16 protein-coding genes and 1 tRNA gene are annotated in these 21655 nt (G+C 68.7%); 12 read left to right on the forward strand and 5 right to left on the reverse strand.

The window, feature by feature from the left end; translation table 11 throughout:
• Positions 1 to 46: 46 nt before the first annotated feature.
• From N4R40_RS02715 to N4R40_RS02725, 3 genes are read right to left on the reverse strand one after another with little or no spacing between them, the layout of a single operon-like run.
• A complete protein-coding gene (locus N4R40_RS02715; protein WP_261605838.1) occupies positions 47 to 2032 on the reverse strand; it encodes a glycosyl hydrolase in 1986 nt (661 codons plus the stop codon).
• Complete coding sequence (locus N4R40_RS02720) at positions 2029 to 2760, reverse strand: HlyD family efflux transporter periplasmic adaptor subunit (protein WP_261605839.1); 732 nt, start codon at positions 2758 to 2760, stop codon at positions 2029 to 2031. Before N4R40_RS02720 ends, N4R40_RS02715 begins: the two co-directional genes overlap by 4 nt.
• Positions 2757 to 4448, reverse strand: a complete 1692-nt coding sequence (locus tag N4R40_RS02725; RefSeq protein ID WP_261605840.1) for a glycosyltransferase — start codon at positions 4446 to 4448, stop codon at positions 2757 to 2759. Before N4R40_RS02725 ends, N4R40_RS02720 begins: the two co-directional genes overlap by 4 nt.
• Before the next feature lie 147 nt (positions 4449 to 4595).
• Between N4R40_RS02725 and rsmA the strand changes: the two genes are divergently transcribed.
• A complete protein-coding gene (gene rsmA / locus N4R40_RS02730) occupies positions 4596 to 5441 on the forward strand; it encodes a 16S rRNA (adenine(1518)-N(6)/adenine(1519)-N(6))-dimethyltransferase RsmA (protein ID WP_261605841.1) in 846 nt (281 codons plus the stop codon).
• A gap of 77 nt (positions 5442 to 5518) precedes the next feature.
• A complete protein-coding gene (locus tag N4R40_RS02735; protein ID WP_261605842.1) occupies positions 5519 to 6442 on the forward strand; it encodes a phosphodiesterase in 924 nt (307 codons plus the stop codon).
• On the opposite strand, the gene N4R40_RS02740 is transcribed toward N4R40_RS02735, so the two are convergent.
• Positions 6387 to 7979 (reverse strand): stealth family protein, encoded by a 1593-nt coding sequence (locus tag N4R40_RS02740; protein WP_261605843.1) that lies wholly within the window; start codon positions 7977 to 7979, stop codon positions 6387 to 6389. The two genes, N4R40_RS02735 and N4R40_RS02740, sit on opposite strands and share 56 nt — an antisense overlap.
• Positions 7980 to 8084: 105 nt before the next feature.
• Here N4R40_RS02740 and N4R40_RS02745 point away from each other — a divergent pair, with 105 nt between their 5' ends.
• The 6 genes from N4R40_RS02745 (at position 8085) to N4R40_RS02770 (ending at position 15676) form a co-directional block, all read left to right on the forward strand.
• Positions 8085 to 9158 carry an aldo/keto reductase gene (locus N4R40_RS02745; protein ID WP_315902482.1) on the forward strand — a complete coding sequence of 358 codons (1074 nt, stop codon included), beginning with the start codon at positions 8085 to 8087 and terminating at the stop codon, positions 9156 to 9158.
• The gene (locus N4R40_RS02750; RefSeq protein WP_261605844.1) at positions 9155 to 10081 is read left to right on the forward strand and encodes a 4-(cytidine 5'-diphospho)-2-C-methyl-D-erythritol kinase; all 927 of its coding nucleotides are present in this window, start codon (positions 9155 to 9157) and stop codon (positions 10079 to 10081) included. The genes N4R40_RS02745 and N4R40_RS02750 overlap by 4 nt, the downstream gene beginning before the upstream one ends.
• Positions 10082 to 10117: 36 nt before the next feature.
• Entirely contained in the window at positions 10118 to 11431 is a 1314-nt protein-coding gene (locus tag N4R40_RS02755) for a GNAT family N-acetyltransferase (RefSeq protein ID WP_261605845.1), read from the forward strand.
• 201 nt (positions 11432 to 11632) lie between these two features.
• Positions 11633 to 13423, forward strand: coding sequence for an ABC-F family ATP-binding cassette domain-containing protein (locus N4R40_RS02760; RefSeq protein WP_261605846.1), 1791 nt, complete (start codon positions 11633 to 11635; stop codon positions 13421 to 13423).
• 98 nt (positions 13424 to 13521) lie between these two features.
• The gene (locus tag N4R40_RS02765; protein WP_261605847.1) at positions 13522 to 15195 is read left to right on the forward strand and encodes an FAD-dependent oxidoreductase; all 1674 of its coding nucleotides are present in this window, start codon (positions 13522 to 13524) and stop codon (positions 15193 to 15195) included.
• A 202-nt stretch (positions 15196 to 15397) separates the two neighbouring features.
• On the forward strand, positions 15398 to 15676 hold the full coding sequence (locus tag N4R40_RS02770; RefSeq protein ID WP_261605848.1) for a metal-sensitive transcriptional regulator: 279 nt from the start codon (positions 15398 to 15400) through the stop codon (positions 15674 to 15676).
• A gap of 15 nt (positions 15677 to 15691) precedes the next feature.
• On the opposite strand, the gene N4R40_RS02775 is transcribed toward N4R40_RS02770, so the two are convergent.
• Positions 15692 to 16189 (reverse strand): MarR family winged helix-turn-helix transcriptional regulator, encoded by a 498-nt coding sequence (locus N4R40_RS02775; RefSeq protein WP_261605849.1) that lies wholly within the window; start codon positions 16187 to 16189, stop codon positions 15692 to 15694.
• A gap of 94 nt (positions 16190 to 16283) precedes the next feature.
• Here N4R40_RS02775 and N4R40_RS02780 point away from each other — a divergent pair.
• The 4 genes from N4R40_RS02780 to N4R40_RS02795 all read left to right on the forward strand — a co-directional run bounded on the left by N4R40_RS02780 (position 16284) and on the right by N4R40_RS02795 (position 21581).
• Positions 16284 to 16355, forward strand: a tRNA-Gln gene (locus N4R40_RS02780).
• Position 16356: 1 nt separating this feature from the next.
• Positions 16357 to 17829 carry a bifunctional UDP-N-acetylglucosamine diphosphorylase/glucosamine-1-phosphate N-acetyltransferase GlmU gene (gene glmU, locus N4R40_RS02785; protein ID WP_261605850.1) on the forward strand — a complete coding sequence of 491 codons (1473 nt, stop codon included), beginning with the start codon at positions 16357 to 16359 and terminating at the stop codon, positions 17827 to 17829.
• A complete protein-coding gene (locus N4R40_RS02790) occupies positions 17804 to 18838 on the forward strand; it encodes a ribose-phosphate diphosphokinase (protein ID WP_261605851.1) in 1035 nt (344 codons plus the stop codon). The genes glmU and N4R40_RS02790 overlap by 26 nt, the downstream gene beginning before the upstream one ends.
• Before the next feature lie 43 nt (positions 18839 to 18881).
• The gene (locus N4R40_RS02795; RefSeq protein ID WP_261605852.1) at positions 18882 to 21581 is read left to right on the forward strand and encodes an HAD-IC family P-type ATPase; all 2700 of its coding nucleotides are present in this window, start codon (positions 18882 to 18884) and stop codon (positions 21579 to 21581) included.
• Positions 21582 to 21655: the final 74 nt, after the last annotated feature.

Genomic DNA, 21655 nt, shown 5'->3' on the forward strand with positions numbered 1-21655 from the left:
GATGTCCTGCGAGATGACATGATGATGGTGGGGCCTGGGGCAGACCTCAGTTCTCACGCAGATCCACGGCAGCCAGCCAGGCCAGCACGCCGGAGAGTGAGCTCCCGTCGTCGAGATCGTCCGCGGGCACGGATGCCGCCCAGGTCTCGGCCGCCGCGCGACCCTCGGGGCCGCTCAGCGCGGCGTACTGCGCAACCGAATCGCCGAGCGGGCCGTCGAACGCGGTGGCGCCACCGGCATCCGCCACGTTCACGGCGATCCGCTCCGGATCGCCCGCGAGATACGCGAGCGACACCGGCCCGAGAGGCAGCAGTTGGATGCCGAGGATCGCCGACGGCTCCGCGCTGAACCAGGTCGCATAATCGCGCTTGTCGCTCCACGACAGCGACACGATCGACTGCGCGTATCCGGCGGGCAGGTTGTCGGGTTCGAGCCACAGGCGCGTCGCCGCGTCCGCCTCCGCGGAGAGCAGCCATGTCGCGTCGTCCGCGAGCGTCGCGTCGCCGGTGACCTCAGCCCACTGGGCCATACCATTCCAGGCCGCGACCGCTTCGGAGGAGGACTCCTGGTTGTTGCCGTCCGAGAACGGCGCAAGCCCGGCGGCCCAGGAGTGACCGCGATACGGGTCGAACACGCGGAGGGGCGGTACCTCGCCGTCGGCGGTACCGGCCGCGATGTCGGCGACCAGCGCACCCATCACCGGGCTCAACTGTTCCGTCATATCGGGTCGATGTGACGCGAGCGCGGCCGCCGCAGTGAGGAAATAGCCGTAATGGAAATGGTGGTCGTTGCCGTCCTCGGCGCCGAACGCGGCCGGCTTTCCCACCACGAGGTGGAGGCGGTCGTCATAGACGAAACAGCGCTCGGCCTGCGCCCTGCACGCCTGCGGATCGAGCCAAGGCTCCAGTTGGTCCGTGAGCGTGTCGGCGGCGAGATCGGCGAGTTCGTCCTCGCCGAGCGATGCCGCCAGCGACAGCATCGCAGCCGTCCGGGCCAGGGATTTCCCGCCGAAGTAGGTGTCAGCGGGAGCGGGAGAGACGGCGCGGATGTCGACGTCGAGCTGGTCGACGAGCGCCGCCCGTCGGGCGTCGTCGATCCCGTCGAGATCGTACCCGGATGCCGCCTCGATCGCCGGCACGGTCCATTCGAGAGCCTCGGCCACGCACGGTGTCGTGTCGCCATACGGCGTGGTGAAGGTGCCGAGCTCGTTGTCCGGTGCGCAGGCGTCGTGGCCCGCAAACGGAACGAGCACGGTGGCGCCCGCGCCGTCATACGCGAGACGGGTGCGAGCCGAATCGCCCTCGATGGAGTGTGCGACGGTGACCCCCGTGACGGGATCGCCGAGAGCCGTCGCCCACGCTGTCACCGATCCGCCGTCGGGCACGGCGTAGAGCTGGGCCCAGCCGCCGGCGGGCACCGTGATGGTGCTGCCTTCCGCCGACGAGTCGGGGGAGCGGATGCCGTACTCCTGACCGGCGACGGTCGCCGACCAGACACTTTCCGTCACGCTATCGAACGGTGCTCCCACCTCGAGAGTCGTCTCACGGGCCGCCCGCACCGCGACGGCCGCCGCCCCCTCGGCGATCGTGACATCGGCGAGGGGGCCGCCGGCATCCGCATACTGCAGCGTCACCGACACGGGGTCGTACGCGGTGACCGAGAACTGCGTCGCGCCGAGGCCGACGGGCAATCCACCGGTCAGGGGCGCCGCGATCGTCGTCGCCGTCGTCGCGACCGGCGGCAGCTGCAAGGTGAATCCGTCGGCGCGCGGCCCGAACGCGAGCGGATACGGGTACACCGGCTGCGGATCGGCCGAGAAGACGAGGCTCGAGAACCAGCGGCTCGTCGGTGGCGCGAGCCCGTCTGCGAGTCGCCCCACCGGCGCCGTGGAGATCTGCTCGATCGGCAGCTCACGCACGCCCGCACTCTCCGGGCGACTCGTCGCCACGGGAGCCGGCGTGGCGGGCGCGCACGCCGTCGCGACCAGAAGCGTCAACACGAGGCCGACCGCGACCGCTCCGGCGCGCCTCATAGGCCGATCTTCCGGAGGAAGTCGCCCACCGCGTCGGTGACGCCGGCCAATGGGCCGTCGTCGCGGAGGTGCACCGTGGCCACGACCGGAGTGCCGGCCTGATACAGCCCTCCGAAGTCTTCGCCGGCCAGGCTCGAGCTGGTCACGGTGATCCTCGACGTCGCGCGACCGGCGACTGTGTCGACGTCGATCCCGTCGACCACTCCGGCGACCGTGCTGTCGTTCGGCAGCCGCAGTTCTACGGCCGAGCCGTCGGCGATCCGCCCGTAATCCCGGGCGGTCAGGGTGAACTCGGCTGAGACAGCGAGGGTGCCGGCCTGATCGATGCGCGCGATGACCTGGCCACCCTGCACGAAGTCGCCGACCGGGGCGCTGACCTCCGAGATCGTTCCGTCCACCGTCGACACGATGGTGTACGTACCGTCCGCGGCGACGGGGAAAGCGAAGTCCTCCGCCGTGACGGCTTCCGTCGCGAGGTCGCGCGCGAGCGTCGGGCTGCGGACGGAGAAGAGCTCTGCGCCCACGGTCACGTCGTCTCCGACCCCGACGAGGCTCTCCGTCACCGTGCCGGCATACGTCGTGCCGACGTCGAACTCCTGTGTGGTCATGGCCGCGCTCGTGCTCTCGGCGCGGGTCTGGCGCTGCGCGAAGACCACGGTGCACGCGGCGACGATCGCGACGACGAGGAGCAACCCTCCGGTGAGGCGCAACCGTGCCCCCCAGGTCATTTCGTCACCCCCTGCGCGAGGAGCACCGGTTCAGGATGCCGAGGGAGTGGGCGGGCGACGATCGTCACGGGGTTCGTCATGGGTTCTGTCTCCTGCGCGGGAAGGGTGCGTCGGTCGGGATAGCGGGTGAGGTGCTGTTCGCGGAACGCCGTGACGACGAAGGCGCCCATGATGACGGTGTTGGTCAGGTTCCAGGCGGTCGCCAACGTCAGGGTGCCGTTGTGGACATCCCGGTAGATCGCGACGACGGAGGTCAGGGCGAGGAAGACGAAGAAGAGCACCTGCGGCACGATGAATTCGAACGGCGAGCGCCGGCTGGCTGCGCCGGTCACGTGCCATCCGGTGTCTTTGCCGGTCAGGACATTCCAGAGCGCCTTCGCGTAGATCGGGAACGACACGGTCGCCAGCGTCAGGGTCTCCCAGCGGAAGGAGCCGACGACGAACCACGCGAGCACGATCTGCATCAGGTAGAAGCCGCAGTAGAACAGCGCCCACGTCCACACCGTCACGCCGAGGTTCATCGGTCGCAGGTCGAAGTAGATCTCCAACGGCGGCACGAGCAGCAGCAACAGCGGGCAGATCCCGGTGAGGTAGAACGTCGCCGTCACGAAGTACTGGATGCGCTGATCGCCGGTGAGCTTTCGGCGTGGGCTGAACGGATTGTGCGTTAGCAGAATCTCGAAGCCACCGGTAGCCCACCGCAACTGCTGCTTGCTGTACGCCTCGATCGTCTCGGGCGCGTCGCCGACCGCGAGGATGTCGGCGATGTACACCGACGTCCACCCGCGCTCGTGCAGGGTGAGGGCGGTCCAGACGTCTTCGGATTTCGAATCGGTGTGGATGCCGCCGATCTCATCGATCGCGGACCGTCGGAAGACGACGTTCGTTCCGACGCAGAAGGCGGCGTTGAACCGATTGCGGCCGCGCTGGACGAATCGGTAGAAGACCGACTGCATGTAGGCGGCGCCCCGGGAGATGACGGTGTGGAGGTTGCCGTAGGCCTGGGGTGTCTGGACGAAGGCGACGTTCTCCTCCACGAAGAACGGGATCGTCTCGATGAGGAAGTCCGGATCCGGGACGAAGTCCGCATCGAACACCGCGAAGAACTCACCCTTCGCGATCGACAGTGCGTGATTGATGTTGCCGGCCTTGGCACCGTTGCCGCTCAGCCTGCGGACGTACCAGGCGCCGAGCCGCGCCGCGATCTCCTTCACGTCGTCCGAGCGACCGTCATCGAGCACCCAGGTGCGGTGCGCGCCGCGCAGGGCGACGGCGGCCGTCACGGTGCGCTCGACGGTGGCGATATCTTCGCCGTACACGGTCACGAACACGTCGACGAGCAGCGTGCGCCCGGCGAGCATCATCTCGTCGCCCCGCGACGGCGTCGACGGGAGCAGCGTGCGTTTGGCCTCGTGGTACGCGAAGCCGCGCGGCTCATAACCGGAGGCCAGGATCGTCCACATCGACAGCAGCGCCTGCCCCACGAGGATCGTCTCGGCGACGAGGACCATGCTGTACGGCAGGAGATCACCGCGCGCGTCGGGGTTGAGGAGGAACAGCATGTAGGCGACGACACCGATCGTCGCGATCACCGACACCAGGATGAAGAGCGCCGAGGTTTCGCTGGCGCGGATGGTGTTGCCGCGTCCGTCCACCCGCGTGAGATTGCTGTGCAGCGTACTGGTCATGTTGCGTCCCCCCGGAAGCATCGATGAACTGTCGGCGGCTGCGCTGGCGCTATCTCCATGGTGCGGCCGCGCCGATTCGACAACGTTCCGCGGGTGTGAACGTCGCGTGACGATTGGCTGGACGGGTGTCCCGGTAGGGTGAAGCCCATGCCCGTGACCCTCCTCGGTGCGTCGGAGATCCGCGCGCTGGCCGCCGAACTCGATGTCACACCGACGAAGAAGCTCGGTCAGAACTTCGTCGTCGACGCCAACACCGTCCGCAAGATCGTGCACGTCGCGCAGGTGGTGGCATCCGATCGCGTCGTCGAAGTGGGGCCGGGTCTCGGGTCGCTCACGCTCGCGATCCTCGAGACCGACGCCCGCGTCACGGCCGTCGAGATCGACCATCGACTCGCCGAACGCTTGCCGGCGACCGCGCTCGCGCACGGCGTCCCGGCCGAAGCCCTGACGGTCGTCGATGCCGACGCACTGCGGATCACCGAGCTCCCGGGCGACCCGAATGTCCTCGTCGCCAACCTGCCGTACAACGTCAGCGTCCCGGTCCTCCTGCACTTCCTGGAACACTTCCCGCGCATCGAACGCGGCGTCGTCATGGTGCAGGCGGAAGTCGGCGAACGCCTCGCTGCCCCGCCCGGATCGAAGGTCTACGGTGCGCCGAGTGTCAAGGCTGCCTGGTACGGCCCGTGGCGCCTGGCCGGCACCGTTTCCCGCCAGGTGTTCTGGCCGGTCCCGGGCGTCGACAGCGTGCTGGTCGGATTCCGGCGTGATCCCGAGCCGCGCGGCACGGAAGAGGAGCGCGTCCGCACTTTCCAGATCGTGGATGCCGCCTTCCAACAGCGTCGCAAGATGCTCCGCCAGGCACTTTCGTCCGTTCTCGGCGGCTCGGCTGCCACCGCATCGGAGATCATGATCGCCGCCGGAGTGGACCCCACGGCGCGGGGCGAGCAGCTCACGATCGAGCAGTTCGTCGCGATCGCCCGCGCCGCCGGCTGACTTCCGACGCGAAACCGACACCGACACGTCGCGTCACGTTCACTCGGCGTTACGAAACATGTCTGTAACATATGGCTATGCGTATGGCCGAGCACCCGGCTCCCGAACGGGTCCTGCTCCACCTCAGTGACACCCATCTGCGTGCGGGAGACTCACGCATCTGGGATGCCGTCTCCGGCGCCGAGCACCTCGCGCGGGCGCTCCGTGTCATCGAATCATCCGGTGTCGCGCCCGATGCGATCGTCGTGACGGGTGATCTCGTCGACCTCGGTGAGCACGCCGCCTACGCCGAGCTTCGCGCGATGGTCGAGCCGTTTGCGGCCCGCTTGGATGCGCCTGTCGTCTGGGTCATGGGCAACCACGATGATCGTGCCGCGTTCCGCGCGGAACTCTGGGACGATCACTCGGCCGACCTCCGGCCGATCGACCGTGTCGACGAGGTCGACGGCCTCCGCATCGTCACGTTGGATACGTCCGTTCCGGGCCATCACCACGGCGAACTGTCGGAGGATCAGCTCGCCTGGCTCGCCGGCGTCCTGGCGACACCGGCCCCTCTCGGCACGATCCTCGCGATGCACCATCCGCCCGTGCCGAGTGTGCTGGCCCTCGCCGCCACGGTCGAGCTGCGCGATCAGCGTGGCCTGGCGGCAGTCCTCCGCGGCACCGATGTGCGCGCGATCATCGCCGGCCACCTGCACTATTCGACCTTCGCGACGTTCGCCGGCATTCCCGTGTCGGTCGCGTCATCGACGTGCTACGCGCAGGACCTGACGGTTCCGGTCGGTGGCACGCGGCCGCAGGACGGTGCGCAGTCCTACAACCTCGTGCACATCTTCGATGAGACCGTCGTGCATTCGGTCGTGCCGGTCGATGCCCCGCGCGTCATGGAATACACCGATCCCGCGGCTGCCCGCCAGCGCCTTGCCGACGCCGGCATCGCCGGTGTCAGCGTTCAGCGGCCGTCGGCGCCGCCGACGCGTCCTCTGCAGATCGTGCGCTGATCGCATCCGCTTCCCAGGGAGCCGCCACCGGGAACATCCGCTCGAGCGTGTCGCGGAGGAGGGTCACTCGAAGCTCTTCGGGAACCTCGGTCTCCCCGCCGTCGTTGAGGCAGAACATGTCGGCATCGCGGCGACGTTCGAGCCGCTGCATCGCCCGAAGCGACGAGGCCAGCGTCGTCTGCACGTAGCGCACGCGCGGTTCGACAGTGGAGACGGCGCGTCCGGTCATGAGCGCGTAGTAGTGGTACAGGCTGTTGGTCACCGAGATGTCGGTCGCCGACCGGAACCGTGACGCCGCGGTGCGCGCGAAGTCATCCGCGAACTCGCGCTCGAGCTCGGCGGCGACGCTGCGGCGCAGGGGAGCCGCGCAGTGTTCCAGATCGCGGAGGATCGTCCGGCCGAACCGTTCGTGCAGCAGTTCCCGGTTCACGCGCAGGGCATTGTCGTGGCCGGAACGCTCGACCCGGGTCGGCCCGGAACCGATGCGGACGGCACACTCGACGAACTTCGACAGACCGCCGGCCGTGAAGAACATCTCCGGTGAGACGGCGCGTCCGAAGAACATGTCGTCGTTCGAGTACAGGAAGTGCTCCGCGAGGCCGTCGATCCGGTGCAGCTGCGCCTCGACGGCGTGCGAGTTGTGGGTCGGCAGGACCCCCGGGTCGGCGAAGAACTCTTCACTGCGGACGATCGTGACCTGCGGATGCTCGGCAAGCCACGCCGGCCGTGGTGAATCGGTCGCGATGAAGATCCGTCGCACCCACGGCGCGTGCATGTGCACCGATCGCAACGCGTAGCGCAGCTCATCGACGTGTCGGTAGCGGGCCGGTCCGTCGTCGCCGTCACCGACCACATACTCTTCGAGTTGCGCGGCGCGCTGGCGTTGGAACGCGCTGGACGATCCGTCGACCCATGAGAAGACCATGTCGATCTCGGCCGTGACTTCGCCCGGCTGCGGATCGAACATGCCCGAGATCGTGCGCCAGGTACGTCCGTAGCGCTCCACCGTCGCCGGCACGAGGTCGGCAGCCACGAACACGCGACGTGTCAACGCGGTCGGACGCGGGGCGTGCACCGTGCCGTCCTCGGTGCGCCAGGCTTCCACCCGGACGGACTGGGCCAGGCCGTACTGGAGTGCACCATTGGATGTCACGCGAGGCCGGAAGACGCGCAACGACCAGGGGGTCCGTGCATCGAAGGCCGGAAGGTCCGCCGCAAGGCGTGCCTGGCCGCCGCGCGGCTTGGCATACAGCGGTTCGTCCGACGCGAGGTCCGCCAGGGCGCGGTGCGCGGCTTCGGACTCTCCGGCATCCACCACGATGACCGGCGTCCGCCGGTCATGTCGCACGAGCAGCGGATCGATCCCTGCGGACGTCAGCGCGTCCGCGATCAACAGGAGGTCGGCGGTGTGGGCCGCCTCCGGCGTCACGTCGTCGTGGATGATGTGCAGCACACCGTCCACCCAGCGCAGATCATCGCGCGTCAGCAAAGCCGACCAAGGGTGGGGGTGCGCGGGAAGCGCCTTCAGTGGCGGCATGCGTCCTTCTTTCCGAACCGTAGTTCTTGCAACGATAAGCGCGATTCGTTTCTCCGACGTTTCGCCGGTACCCCAGGTGCCGCCGGTGCTCGCTAGCCTGAGGGAGTGACCGACAACGAAGACCGTTTCCCGCCCAGTCGTGGCGGCGACCTCCACCGTCCCTACGCAGCCGCCGCAGACCGTTATGCGAGTTCCCCCGGCTTCCGCCGGGTCGGACAGAGCGGGTTGTATCTGCCACCCATCTCGCTCGGACTCTGGTGGAACTTCGGGGACAACTACCCCTTCGACAACCAGCGCGCGCTGTTGCGCCACGCTTTCGATCGTGGGATCACCCACTTCGACCTCGCCAACAACTACGGGCCGCCGTACGGCTCGGCCGAGACGAACTTCGGCCGGATGATGCGCGAGGACTTTGCACCGTACCGCGACGAGCTGATCATCTCCTCCAAGGCGGGCTATGACATGTGGGACGGCCCCTACGGGCACTGGGGCTCGCGGAAGTATCTGTTGGCGAGCGCTGAGCAGTCGCTGCAGCGCATGAGCATCGACTACGTCGACATCTTCTACTCGCACCGCTTCGATCCGGTGACCCCGCTGGAGGAGACGATCGGGGCCCTCGACACCCTCGTCCGCCAGGGCAAGGCGCTCTACGTCGGCATTTCGTCGTACAGTGCGGCTCAGACGGTCGAAGCCGCAGCGATCGCCCGGTCACTGGGCACTCCGCTGCTGATCCATCAGCCGTCGTATTCGATTCTCGACCGATGGATCGAGGATGGCCTCACCGGTGCCCTCCGCCAGGAGCAGATGGGAGCGATCGCCTTCGTGCCGCTCGCCCAGGGGCTGCTGACCAGCCGGTACCTCGGTGACGGCACCTCGGCGCGTTCGCAGCAGCGCTCGTCGTTGCCGGGCGGAGCGCTCAGCGACACGGCCCTGCAGGGTCTCCGCTCGCTCGATGTCATTGCCAAGGAGCGTGGTCAGAGTCTCGCCCAGCTCGCACTGCAGTGGGTACTGCGTGACGAGGTCGTTGCGTCGGCGCTCATCGGCGCATCGCGCACCGAGCAGATCGACGAGAACATCGCGGCGGCGGCGGGACCCGCGTTCGATACGGAAGAGCTCGAGCAGATCGACGTCATCGCCGCCGGGATCGGTGACATCTGGGCGAGCTCGGCGTCGGCGTGACCTTGAGTCGCGTGCAGACCCGGCGGGTACACGTGCGCGCCCCCGGGAAGATCAATGTGTTCTTCGCCGTGGGGGACGTGCAGCCCGACGGCTATCACGAGGTCGCGTCGGTGTACCAGGCCGTCGCGCTCTTCGAGGACGTGTGGGCGCAGGTCGGCGAGGGCTACACCGTCGAGGTGACCGGCACGGTCGACGTCTCGGGCGTGCCGTTGGATGACCGGAACCTCGCCGTGCGTGCCGCTCGACTGGTCGCGCGTGCCGCCGGATGGGAGGGCGGCATCCATCTCGAGATCCACAAGGGCGTGCCGGTCGCCGGTGGCATGGGTGGGGGGTCGGCGGATGCCGCCGCGACCCTCGTCGCCGTCAACGAGCTGCTCGGCGGAGAACTCAGCGCCGCCGAGTTGCACGCGTTGGGCGCCGAGCTCGGCGCCGACGTGCCTTTCGCTCTGCGCGGCGGGACGGCGGTGGGCACCGGTCGCGGCGACGAGCTTGCGCCTGCCCTCGTCCGCGGGCGCTTCGAGTGGGTGCTCGTCACGCGCACCGACGGATTGTCGACGCCCGGGGTCTACGCCGAGCTGGACCGACTGCGTGCGACGCCCGACATCAGGCCGCACATCGCGGTGCCGACCGTCGATCCGCGTGTGCTTGCTGCGCTCCGTGCGGGGGATGCGGTCGCCCTCTCGGTCGCCATCGCGAACGACCTGCAACCGGCCGCGTGCAGTCTCCTTCCCGCACTGAACGACGTCATCGCGCGCGGCGTCGAAGCGGGCGCCCTCGCGGGCTTCGTGTCGGGCTCGGGCCCGACGATCGCTTTCCTCGCCGCTCCCGGCGGTGCCGATGCCCTCGCCCGGGCACTCAGCAGCGCCGGCCATCGCGTCGTCGCGACGCACGGCCCGGTCGCGGGCGCGCGCGTCCTCACCTGACTCTTGATCCCCCCGCCACTTTCGATGGGAGAACCCATGTCCGATCTCGCTGACGTGTTTCACGACGCTCCGCTCGATGAGTCCCTCCGCAGCGGTGTCGCCGCGGCCGCGCTCGAGGTCCGCCGTGTCGACGACGCGGACCGCGCCCAGACCGATGCCTGGCTGGAAGCCGTGTCGCGCGGATTCCTGGACCCCGAGCGCACCGAGGTCCAACGCCAGGCCTACTTCGATCACACCGCCCACCGCCGGAAGGTGGCCGTCTACGACGCCGGTGCGCCGCAGCCGGAGATCCCGGTCGCCACGTTCGCCTCCTGGGGGACGGAGCTCTCCGTTCCCGGCGCCATTGTCCCGGCATGCGCGATCAGCTCGGTCACGGTCGCGCCGACGCATCGGCGCCGCGGGCTGCTCCGGCATCTGATGGCGGGCGAGCTGCGGACGGCGGCCTCCCTCGGCTTCCCGCTCGCGGCGCTGACGGTGAGCGAGTCGAGCATCTACGGACGGTTCGGGTTCGGCGCAGCCGTCACCGCCGCCGGCTGGGAGATCGACGTCCGCCGGGCCGGCTGGGTGGGGCCGGCCGCCTCCGGTCGCATCGATTTCGTTTCTCGGGAACGCGGGCGCGAGCTCGCCGAATCCCTGCACGACCGCATCCGGCCGGGTATGACGGGCGAAGTCGGCCGGCCGGGGGGTCAGTGGGACCACGCGTTCGGCACCCGACCCGATGCCGAGAAGGCTGAGCGGCTGCGCGTGCTGCAGTATCGCGGCGACGGCGGAGAGGTCGACGGCCTGGTGCTGTACGCGGTGACCGAGAACGAGGCCGACTTCGCGTCCTCCGCGATCGACGTGACCATGCTCCTGGCCGCCACCGACGCGGCGTATGCGAGCCTCTGGCAGTTCCTGCTGTCGATGGACCTGATCGCCACGATCCGCGTCGGCGAACTCGCGATCGACGAGCCGCTGTGGTGGATGCTCGCCGATCAGCGGGCTGCGACGATCACCCTCCGCGACCACCATTACCTGCGGGTCCTCGATGTCCCGGCTGCGCTCGGCGCGCGCCGCTACAACGCCGCGGACACCGTCGTGCTCGAGGTCGATGACCCGCTCGGGATCGCCGGCGGCACATTCGTGCTGAGCGTGGACGAGTCGGGAGCGGCATCGATCGACCCCGTCGATCATGCGCCGCTGGGCGAGCTTGCGGTACGGACCGGGATCACCGAGCTGTCCGCGATCCTGCTCGGCGGGGTGTCGCCCGTGACGCTCGCGAAGGCCGGTCGCATCCAGACCGACGACCCGGCGCGGGTCGCCCGTGTGTTCGCCACGACCGAAGCGCCCCGTCTGAGCTTCTGGTACTGAAGCGACGGCATCCGTCGCCCTTCGTCCGGCGCGGATGCCGCTTTCCCCGCGGCGAAGCCACCATCTGCGCCGGATGACCCTGGCTGCCGCCGGTTCATCCGGCGCGAAAGATGCCTCCTTCGCCGCGAAAGCACGATGTGGGGCGGATGAGCGCAGGGCCCTGGCGTCCGCGCGGCGCGGAGCGCCTACCCTGGAGAGGACATGGCACATCTTCTCGGGGCCGAAGGCCTCCACCTCGAATTTCCCACCAAGGTCGTCTTCGACGGCGTCTCGCTCGGCGTCGACGAGGGGGACCGCATCGGCATCGTCGGCCGCAACGGTGACGGCAAGTCGAGCCTCATGGCGATGCTCGCCGGGCGGCTCGAACCCGATTCCGGACGCGTCACCGTGCGCGGTGGGGTGCGCGTCGGGGTCCTCGACCAGGGCGACACGCTCGACGATTCCCTCACGATCGCGCAGAGCGTCGTCGGCGACCGCCTCGAGTACGAATGGGCGGGGGATGCCGGCATCCGGGACGTCATTTCGGGTCTTGTCGGCGACCTGGACTGGGACGGCCCGGTCCTCGGGCTCTCCGGTGGTCAGCGTCGCCGCGTGGCGCTGGCGCGCCTGCTCGTCGGCGACTGGGACGTGCTGGCTCTCGACGAGCCCACGAACCACTTGGACGTCGAAGCCGTCGCCTGGCTCGCCGCTCACCTGAAGCGCCGCTGGGTGGCAAGCTCGGGCGCACTCCTCGTCGTCACGCACGACCGGTGGTTCCTCGATGAGATCTGCACGCGCACCTGGGAGGTGCACGACCGCATGGTCGAGCCGTTCGACGGGGGATATGCGGCGTATATCCTGCAGCGCGTCGAGCGCGACCGGCAGTCCGCTGTGATCGAGCAGCGTCGCAAGAACCTCGCGACGAAGGAACTCGCGTGGCTCCGCCGAGGTGCTCCCGCGCGGACCGCGAAGCCCAAGTTCCGCATCGACGCGGCCAACGCGCTCATCGCCGATGTCCCCGAGATCCGCGACCCTGTGCAGCTGCAGTCGCTCGCCGTCACGCGACTCGGCAAGGACGTCGTCGATCTGCTGGACGTCGGAGTCTCCTACGACGGTCGAGAGGTGCTGCGGGATGTGACCTGGTTGGTCGCGCCCGGCGAGCGCACCGGCATCCTGGGTGTCAACGGTGCGGGCAAGTCGACCCTGCTCGGCCTCATCGCCGGCACGGTCACGCCCACGAGCGGGCGGGTCAAGCGTGGCTCCACCGTCAAGGTCGCGACCCTCACGCAGCGCATGGATGAGCTCGACGAGCACCTGAAGTCCCCGGTCCGGACCGTGATCTCGGGCCTCCGCACGAGCTACACGCTCGGGTCCGGATCGAAGGCGACCGAGCTGACGCCCGGTCAGCTTCTCGAACGCATGGGGTTCTCGTCCGCGCAGCTGTCGACGCCCGTCAAGGATCTCTCCGGAGGGCAACAGCGCCGACTTCAGCTCCTGCTGATCCTGCTCGATCAGCCCAACGTGCTGATCCTCGACGAGCCGACGAACGACCTGGACACCGACATGCTCGCCGCGATCGAGGATCTCCTCGACACGTGGGCGGGCACGCTCCTCGTCGTCAGCCACGACCGATACTTCCTCGAGCGCGTCACCGACCAGCAATATGCCGTCCTGAGCGGTCACCTGCGTCATCTCCCCGGTGGGATCGACGAGTACCTGCGTCTCCGTGAGATCGAGCGCTCTGGCGGTGCGAAGGCATCGGTCGGGTCCGCGGCGCGGACGCCCGCCCTCGCCGGCGCCGAACTGCGCTCGGCGCAGAAGGAGTTGGCGGCGGCCGAGCGCCGCATCCAGAAGCTCACGGCGCAGGTGGATGCCGCGCGCACCGCGCTGGCCGACCACGACCAGTCCGACTTCGCCGGGCTCGCCGAACGGATGCAGGCGATCAGCGCCGTGGACAGCGAGATCGCGGCCCTCGAGGAACGCTGGCTCGAACTCAGCGCGCTCCTGGACTGACCTCAACCAGGACCGACGTTCCTTTCGCTTTGCCTTCCACATACCCCCGGGGGTATGCTCGCACGGTGCGGACGACGCATCGAAGGGGAGTAGGGAAGATGAAGATCGTGGTTGTCGGCGGGGTCGCCGGAGGAATGAGCTGCGCCGCGAGAGCACGGCGTCTGGATGAGAGCGCCGAGATCGTCGTTCTCGAGCGCGGTCCGCACGTCTCGTTCGCGAATTGCGGACTGCCCTACTACCTCAGCGGCGAGATCACCGATCGTGCCGCCCTGCTGGTGCAGACCCCCGCCTCGCTCCACGCAGCACTCAACCTCGACGTGCGCACCGGACACGACGTCGTCGCGATGGATGCCATCGCGCGCACAGTGACCGTTGCGACCCCCGACGGGATCGAACAGATCTCGTACGACGCTCTGGTCCTCGCGCCCGGCGCGCAGGCCGCGCTGCCGCCCATTCCGGGCCTTGATTCTCCGCGGCTGCGGACGCTGCGGACCGTCGAAGACGCGCTCTCACTGCGCGACAAGGTCGACTCGGGCGCCGAACGCGCCGTCGTCCTCGGGGCGGGATTCATCGGCATCGAAGCGGCGGAGGCGCTCGTCCACCAGGGCCTGCACACGACCATCGTCGAGTTCGCCCCGCATGTCCTGCCTCCGCTCGAAGACGAACTCGCCGCGCTCGTCACGGGTGAACTCCGCCGGATCGGCGTCGACGTGCGGCCAGGTGTCGCGGCGACGGCCATCGAGTCCGGAGCAGACGAAGACGCCGTCGTGCTCGCCGACGGCTCCCGCATCGCAGCAGACCTCATCGTTTTGTCGGTCGGTGTCCGCCCCGACACCGCGGTCTTCGAGGCCGCCGGCGTCGCCTGTGAGCGCGGTGCGATGATCGTCGACGAGCACGGCCGCACGTCCCTCCTCGGCGTCTACGCCGTGGGTGACGCCACCGTGTCGACCGATGCGGTCACCGGAACGCGGCATCCCGTCGCTCTCGCAGGTCCCGCGAACCGTGCCGGGCGGCTCGTCGCCGATGCCATCCTGCGACCCGAGACCGCGCGCCCGATCCCGCAGCCGATCGGCACTGCTATCGTGCGCGTCGGTGACCAAACTGTCGCGCTCACCGGCGCGAATCGGGCCTCGCTGCAGGCCGCCGACATCGACTTCCGGACGCTGCACCTGCACCCCGGGCAGCACGCGGGCTACTTCCCGGGCGCGTCGCAGATCCACTTCGTCGTGCACGTGCGCGCGGCGGATGGGCTGCTGCTGGGCGCGCAAGCGGTCGGGCTGGACGGCGTCGACAAGCGGATCGACGTTCTGGCCACCGCCATCCGTGCGGGCTGGGCCGTCGACGACCTCATCGACCTGGACCTGGCCTACGCGCCGCCGTACGGGTCGGCGAAAGATCCCGTGAACATGATCGGGATGCTCGGCGAGAACGTCCTGAACGGCACCCTGCGTCTCTGGTACGCGCACGACCTCGACGTCGTGCAGGAAGACGCGCTCGTTCTCGACGTCCGCACGCCCGTGGAATATGCGTCGGGGCATGTGCCGGGCGCCCCGAACATTCCGCACACCGAGCTGCGCGCGCGCCTCGACGAGGTGCGCGCGGCCGCGGCCGGACGCCCCGTGCGCGTCATGTGCCAATCGGGCGTCCGGTCCGCGATCGCGCATCGCGTGCTCGCGCAGGCCGGCTTGGACTCGGCCTCGATGTCGGGCGGCATGCTCACTCTTCGCGAGGTGCTGGGCGACCGCGCCGACGACGTCCTGATCACCCACTGAGACAGAGGAGAATCACTCATGTGCTACGCCGTGACATGCAAGACCTGCGGTAAGACGACCTGGTCCGGATGTGGACAGCATGTCGACCAGGTGATGCGGGGCGTGCCCCGCTCGCAGCGGTGCGAAGGCCACGTCACAGAGTCCGGCAACGGCTTCTTCGCGCGGTTGTTCGGCCAGTGACCCGCACACGGGAGGAAAAACCATGACCACCACCACCGACCCCGACGCGCAGCGCCGCATCCTGCACCGCTTGCGTCGTGCCCGCGGTCAGCTCGAAGCCGTGATCGCGGCCGTCGAGCAGGAGAAGCCTTGCCGAGATGTCGTGACCCAGCTCTCCGCGGTCTCGAGTGCCCTCGATCGCGCGGGTTTCGCCATCATCTCCACCGCGATGAAGGATTGCCTCGCCGACCCGGAAGCCGCCGAAGCCGAAGACGGCGTGACCACCGCGGAGTTGGAGAAACTCTTCATGATGCTCGCGTGAGAGCGGCGGTCGCAATCAGGAGTCGAATTCCAGGCTGAGCTTGCGCAGCAGCCCCGCGAGGCGTTCGCGGTCGACGCGAGGAAGCGCGGCCAGGAGCTCCGCTTCGGCATCGACCAGGCGCGTGATCGCGGCATCCACGCGTGTGCGACCGTCTTCGGTCAGCGTGACCAGGACGCTGCGTCCGTCGGCCGGATCGGCTTCGCGTCGCACGAGTCGGCGGCCGACGAGCCGATCGATGCGGTTGGTCATCGTGCCGCTGGAGACGAGGGTCTGCAGCAACAGCTGCTTGGGGCTCAGCTGGAACGGCTCTCCCGCGCGGCGGAGGGCCGACAGCACATCCCACTCCCACGGTTCGAGGTCGCTACGGCGAAAAGCTTCACGGCGGGCTCGGTCGAGGTGGCGCGACAGGCGGTCGACCCGGGAGAGCACCCCGAGCGGCGAGAAGTCGAGATCGGGTCGTTGGGCGCGCCACGCGCCGACGATCCGGTCCACCTCATCGTGCTGAGCGCTCATCGCACCATTATCGCTTTTCCCGTCTGCGCACCGAGCGAGCGACGCGATCGTGGCAGACTGGTCGAGCGGTTCGCGCTCCCGGGCGTCACCGTGATCCGCCGTAGTGTAATGGCAGCACGACAGCCTTTGGAGCTGTTCGGTCTAGGTTCGAATCCTGGCGGCGGAGCATGACGCAGAACCCCTTGGACTCCTCGCTCGCCGTGGTCATCCTCGCCGCCGGGCAAGGTACGCGCATGCGGTCCACGTTGCCGAAGGTCCTGCACCGCATCGGCGGTCGTCCGCTCGTCGGGCATGTGCTGGACACCGCACGTGATCTCGCGCCCGGACACGTCGTCGTCGTGGTCCGCCACGAGCGCGATCAGGTCGCCGAGGCAGTGCAGGGCATCTCCGACGAGGTGGTCGTCGTCGATCAGGACGAGATCCCGGGAACGGGCCGGGCCGTCGAAGTCGCCCTCGCCGCACTTCCCGAGTTCACCGGCGACGTTCTGGTGCTCTCCGGTGACGTCCCGTTGCTGGATGCCGACACCCTCACCGGCCTCATCCGCGACCACCGGTCTTCGGGTGCCGCCGTGACGCTCTTGTCCGCCGTCCTTCCCGATGCCACGGGCTACGGCCGCGTCATCCGCACGACCGACGGTGCCGTCGAGCGCATCGTGGAGCAGAAAGATGCCTCGGCCGCCGAGATCGCCGTCACCGAGATCAACGCCGGGGTGTATGTCTTCCAGGGCCCCACGCTGCGCGCGGAACTCGCTCGGGTCGGCGTCGAGAACGCGCAGGGGGAGAAGTACCTGACCGACGTCATCGGTCTTGTGCGCGGCGCGGGTCTCGCGGTCACGGCATCCGTCACGACGGACGTCTCGCTGACGCTCGGCGTCAACGACCGCGCGCAACTCGCCGAAGCCGGGCGACTGCTCAACGCCCGCACGGTGCGTCGCTGGCAGCTCGCGGGAGCGTCGATCCAGGACCCGGCGACGACGTGGATCGATGTCACCGCGACCCTCGCACCCGATGTGACGGTGCTGCCGAACACGCACATCCTGCGCTCGACCGCCGTCGCCGCGGGCGCCGTCATCGGCCCCGACACGACGCTCGAAGACTGCGAGGTCGGCGAGAATGCGACCGTGCGGCGCACCGATGCCACGCTCGCCGTGATCGGCGCCGGCGCGACCGTCGGCCCGTTCGCCTATCTGCGGCCGGGGACGGTGCTCAGCGCGAACGGCAAGATCGGCACGTTCGTCGAGACGAAGAACTCCACGATCGGTGAGGGCAGCAAGGTCCCGCACCTGTCGTACATCGGCGACACGACCATCGGACGCGGCGTGAACCTCGGTGCCGGCGCGATCACGGCGAACTACGACGACATCGCCAAGCACCGCACCGAGATCGGCGACGAAGTGCACTCCGGCTCGCACAACGTGTTCGTCGCGCCCGTTAGGATCGGAGACGGCGCGAAAACCGGGGCCGGTGCCGTTATCCGCAAGGATGTGCCTCCCGGTGCACTCGCTTTGACCGTCGCCCCTCAGCGCAACATCGAGGGATGGGTCGAGAATCATCGATCGGGCACGGCCGCGGCGGACGCCGCCGCTCGCACCCGGTCTGCACAGGGAGCTGACGATGGCGCGCAAGAAGCGAACGGTTGACCTGGACGTCGAACGCGGCATTGCGCCCGGCATCGTCGCGAAGACCAAGAAGCGGCTCGTCGTCGCGTCCGGAAGCTCCCACACGGAGCTCTCGGCGCAGGTCGCGGAGCATCTCGGCACCGAGCTCGTCCCGACCGAGCACCGCACGTTCGCATCGGGTGAGATCCTCACGCGTTTCGAGGTGTCGATCCGCGGCTGCGACGCGTTCATCATCCAGTCGTTCGGCCCGCCGGTCAACGAATGGGTCATGGAGACGCTGATCATGTTGGATGCCGCGAAGCGGGCGTCCGCCAAGCGCATCACGGTCGTTGCGCCGTACTACCCGTATTCGCGGCAGGACAAGAAGGGCCGCGGCCGCGAGCCGATCAGCGCCCGTCTGGTTTCCGACCTCTTCAAGACTGCCGGCGCCGACCGGATCATGAGTGTCGATCTGCACGCTGCCCAAATCCAGGGCTTTTTCGACGGACCCGTCGACCACCTGTTCGCCAAGCCGGTGCTGCTGGAGTACTTCCAGAAGACGCTGTCGCCGGCCGACCGCGACAAGCTCACCGTCGTCTCGCCCGACACCGGGCGCGTGCGTGTCGCCGACCAGTGGTCTGATTCGCTGGGGGCGCCGCTGGCGATCATCCACAAGCGCCGTGACCCGAATGTCGCCAACCAGGTGACGGTCAACGAGATCGTCGGTGATGTCTCCGGGCGGGTCTGCCTGCTCGTGGACGACATGATCGACACCGGTGGCACGATCGTCAAGGCCGCGCAGGCGCTCAAGGCGAATGGCGCCGAGCGCGTCATCGTGGCGGCGACGCACGCGATCTTCAGCGACCCGGCGACGACGCGGCTGCAGGACCCGGCAATCGATGAGGTCGTCGTGACCGACACCGTCCCGATCCCGTCGGAGAAGCGGTTTGACGGTCTCACGATCCTGCCGATCGCGCCGCTGCTCGCCCGCGCGATCAAGGAAGTTTTCGAGGACGGCTCGGTCACGAGCATGTTCGGCGGCGACGCCTGATTCTCGCCCTCGGCGGCACCCCTGCCGCGCGTAGGATCGCGGCATGGCCGCATCGCCCGCACTCGCCGCTCTGACCGACGCCGACCTGACCCTGGCGCGACCGTTCGCCCGAGATGTCGACGAGGTGCAACGCGAGTTGCGGACCGGCGGCGGAGGCCTCGCTCGGGGCGATGCGGCGGAGCGACTCGCGGTGGCGGGGCCGAACCTCTTGCGCGAACCGAAGCGGACTCCCGCGTGGTTGCGTTTTCTCAGCCACTTCAACGACACGTTGATCTTCATCCTCCTCGCGGCCGCCGCGATCAAAGCGGTCATGGGCGACTGGCTCGATTTCTGGGTCATCGTGACCGTCGCCGTGATCAACGCGGTCATCGGATACGTGCAGGAAGGTCGAGCCGAAAAGGCGCTGGCCGGCATCCGGGGCATGTTGTCATCCGACGCGACGGTGCGTCGGGAGGGCGCCTGGACCACGATCGCGGCCGCAGACCTCGTCCCGGGCGACGTTGTGCGCCTCATGCCCGGCGACAAAGTGCCGGCCGATGTGCGCCTCACCGCGGCGACGCAGTTGCGGATCGATGAGTCTGCACTGACCGGCGAATCCGTACCGTCGTCGAAGTCGACCGACCCCGTGCCGGAGGACGCCGGGGTCGGCGACCGCACGTCGATGGCCTTCTCGGGGACGATCGTGTCGGCCGGTCAAGGCCGGGGGATCGTCACCGGCACCGGTGCGGGCACCGAGATCGGCAAGATCCAAGCTCTCGTGGGGGAGGCGGGAAGCCTCGCGACACCCCTGACGAAGCAACTCGATTCGTTCGGGAAGGTGCTGACCCTCGTCATCCTCGGCATGGCACTGGTGATGATGATCATCGGTCGCTATCTGCACGGGATGCCGTTCGCCGAGCTCATCTCGGCGACGATCGGCTTCGCCGTCGCAGCGATTCCCGAGGGTTTGCCGGCGCTCGTGACGATCACGCTGGCGATCGGGGTTCAGCAGATGGCGCGTCGCAACGCCATCACCCGCAAGCTCCCCGCCGTCGAGGCGCTCGGCTCGGTCACCACCGTGTGCTCGGACAAGACCGGCACGCTGACGAAGAACGAGATGACGGTCCGCACGGTCATCTCCCCGCTGGCCCGCTATGAGGTTTCCGGTCTCGGGTACGACCCGACGGGCACCATCGTGCCGGCCGGGGGCGGCGACCTCGCCGCCGTGCTCGCGGTCGCGGACCTCTGCAACGATGCCCACATCACACCCGGCGATGAGGGCCGCTGGTCGCTCGTCGGCGAGCCCACGGAAGGGGCACTCAAGGTCGTTGCGATGAAGGGGGGTACGGGCGGCAGCGGTACGCGGCGCGTGGCCGTGGTCCCGTTCGATTCGGAGAACAAGTTCATGGCGACTCTCAACGAGGCCGCCGACGGGTCGCGCGCGATCCTCGTCAAGGGCGCTCCCGACCGTCTCCTCGATCGGTCGTTGACCCAGCGCGGTTCGTACGGTGCGGCGCCGCTCGACCGCTCGTTCTGGGATGCCGCGGTGGACGAGCTGAGCGCGCAGGGCCTGCGCGTGCTCGCCGCGGCACGCAAGCCCACGCGGGGCGAGGACGTCAGCATCGACGATCTCGAGGATCTGGAGTTCCTGGGTCTGTGGGGAATCGTCGATCCGCCCCGTCCGGAGGCGATCGAGGCGATCGCCGACTGCCATGCCGCCGGCATCCGCGTGAAGATGATCACCGGTGACCACGCCGGCACGGCGGTCGCGATCGGGCGTGAGATGGGGCTGATCCCGAAGGCGCACGGCGATGACGACGTGCGTGTGCTCACCGGTGGCGAGCTGGAGGCGCTCAGTCAGGAGCAGTTGAAGGCGGTCGTGCGAGACGTCGACGTCTATGCCCGCACGAGCCCCGAACACAAGATCCGGATCGTCCGCGCCCTGCAGTCGCACGGCGAGGTCGTCGCGATGACCGGCGACGGTGTCAACGACGCCCCCGCGCTCACACGCGCCGATGTGGGCATCGCGATGGGCATCAAGGGCACCGAGGCGACCAAAGAAGCCGCCGAAATCGTGCTGGCCGACGACAACTTCGCCACGATCCGCAGCGCGATCGCCGAGGGTCGGCGCATTTACGACAATCTGCGCAAGTCGGTCGTCTTCCTCCTCCCGACCAACGGAGCACAGTCACTCGTGATCCTGGTCGCGGTCGTCTTCGGGCTCACCCTGCCGCTCACGCCCGTCCAGGTGCTGTGGGTCAACATGGTGACGGCCGTCACTCTTTCGCTCGCCCTCGCCTACGAGCCGGCAGAGCGCGGCATCATGAACCGCAAGCCGCGCGCGCCGGGCGGGTCGATCATCGCGGGGCGGGAACTCGGCTTCGTCTTGCTCGTGTCGCTGCTCATCGGCGGGGCGACGCTGGCGGTCTTCGGGATCTCGGTGGCGCGGGGGAGCGACCTCGACGTCGCCCGGACCGAGGCGGTCACGATGCTCGCCCTCGGCCAGCTGGCGTACCTCTTCAACTGCCGTTTCCTCAGCCGGTCGAGCTTCACGACCGCCGTGTTCCGCGGCAACCGGATGGTCTGGTGGTCGGCGATCGCGCTGCTCGTGTTGCAACTGATCTTCACGTACGTCCCGTTCATGAACGCGCTGTTCGGCTCGGAGCCGTTGGATCTGATCGGCTGGGCACTGCCCCTCGTCTTCTCCCTCGGCATCTTCGCGATCGTCGAGGTGCTCAAGGCTGCCCGCCGTCGCGGCGAGTGAACGCGGCTGGATTCAATGCTGACGCATAGGTTTCGCCGGGTGGATGCCCGTGCCGCGCGCTTAGGGTGAAAACA

It is taken from the genome of Microbacterium memoriense, assembly GCF_025398275.1.
Classification (GTDB): domain Bacteria; phylum Actinomycetota; class Actinomycetes; order Actinomycetales; family Microbacteriaceae; genus Microbacterium; species Microbacterium memoriense.

Coding starts and splice junctions, on each gene's coding strand:
- N4R40_RS02715 (WP_261605838.1), bottom strand. CDS start 2,032: ATGAGGCGCGCCGGAGCGGTCGCGGTCGGCCTCGTGTTGACGCTTCTG.
- N4R40_RS02720 (WP_261605839.1), bottom strand. CDS start 2,760: ATGACCTGGGGGGCACGGTTGCGCCTCACCGGAGGGTTGCTCCTCGTC.
- N4R40_RS02725 (WP_261605840.1), bottom strand. CDS start 4,448: ATGACCAGTACGCTGCACAGCAATCTCACGCGGGTGGACGGACGCGGC.
- rsmA (WP_261605841.1), top strand. CDS start 4,596: ATGCCCGTGACCCTCCTCGGTGCGTCGGAGATCCGCGCGCTGGCCGCC.
- N4R40_RS02735 (WP_261605842.1), top strand. CDS start 5,519: ATGCGTATGGCCGAGCACCCGGCTCCCGAACGGGTCCTGCTCCACCTC.
- N4R40_RS02740 (WP_261605843.1), bottom strand. CDS start 7,979: ATGCCGCCACTGAAGGCGCTTCCCGCGCACCCCCACCCTTGGTCGGCT.
- N4R40_RS02755 (WP_261605845.1), top strand. CDS start 10,118: ATGTCCGATCTCGCTGACGTGTTTCACGACGCTCCGCTCGATGAGTCC.
- N4R40_RS02760 (WP_261605846.1), top strand. CDS start 11,633: ATGGCACATCTTCTCGGGGCCGAAGGCCTCCACCTCGAATTTCCCACC.
- N4R40_RS02765 (WP_261605847.1), top strand. CDS start 13,522: ATGAAGATCGTGGTTGTCGGCGGGGTCGCCGGAGGAATGAGCTGCGCC.
- N4R40_RS02770 (WP_261605848.1), top strand. CDS start 15,398: ATGACCACCACCACCGACCCCGACGCGCAGCGCCGCATCCTGCACCGC.
- N4R40_RS02775 (WP_261605849.1), bottom strand. CDS start 16,189: ATGAGCGCTCAGCACGATGAGGTGGACCGGATCGTCGGCGCGTGGCGC.
- glmU (WP_261605850.1), top strand. CDS start 16,357: ATGACGCAGAACCCCTTGGACTCCTCGCTCGCCGTGGTCATCCTCGCC.
- N4R40_RS02790 (WP_261605851.1), top strand. CDS start 17,804: ATGGCGCGCAAGAAGCGAACGGTTGACCTGGACGTCGAACGCGGCATT.
- N4R40_RS02795 (WP_261605852.1), top strand. CDS start 18,882: ATGGCCGCATCGCCCGCACTCGCCGCTCTGACCGACGCCGACCTGACC.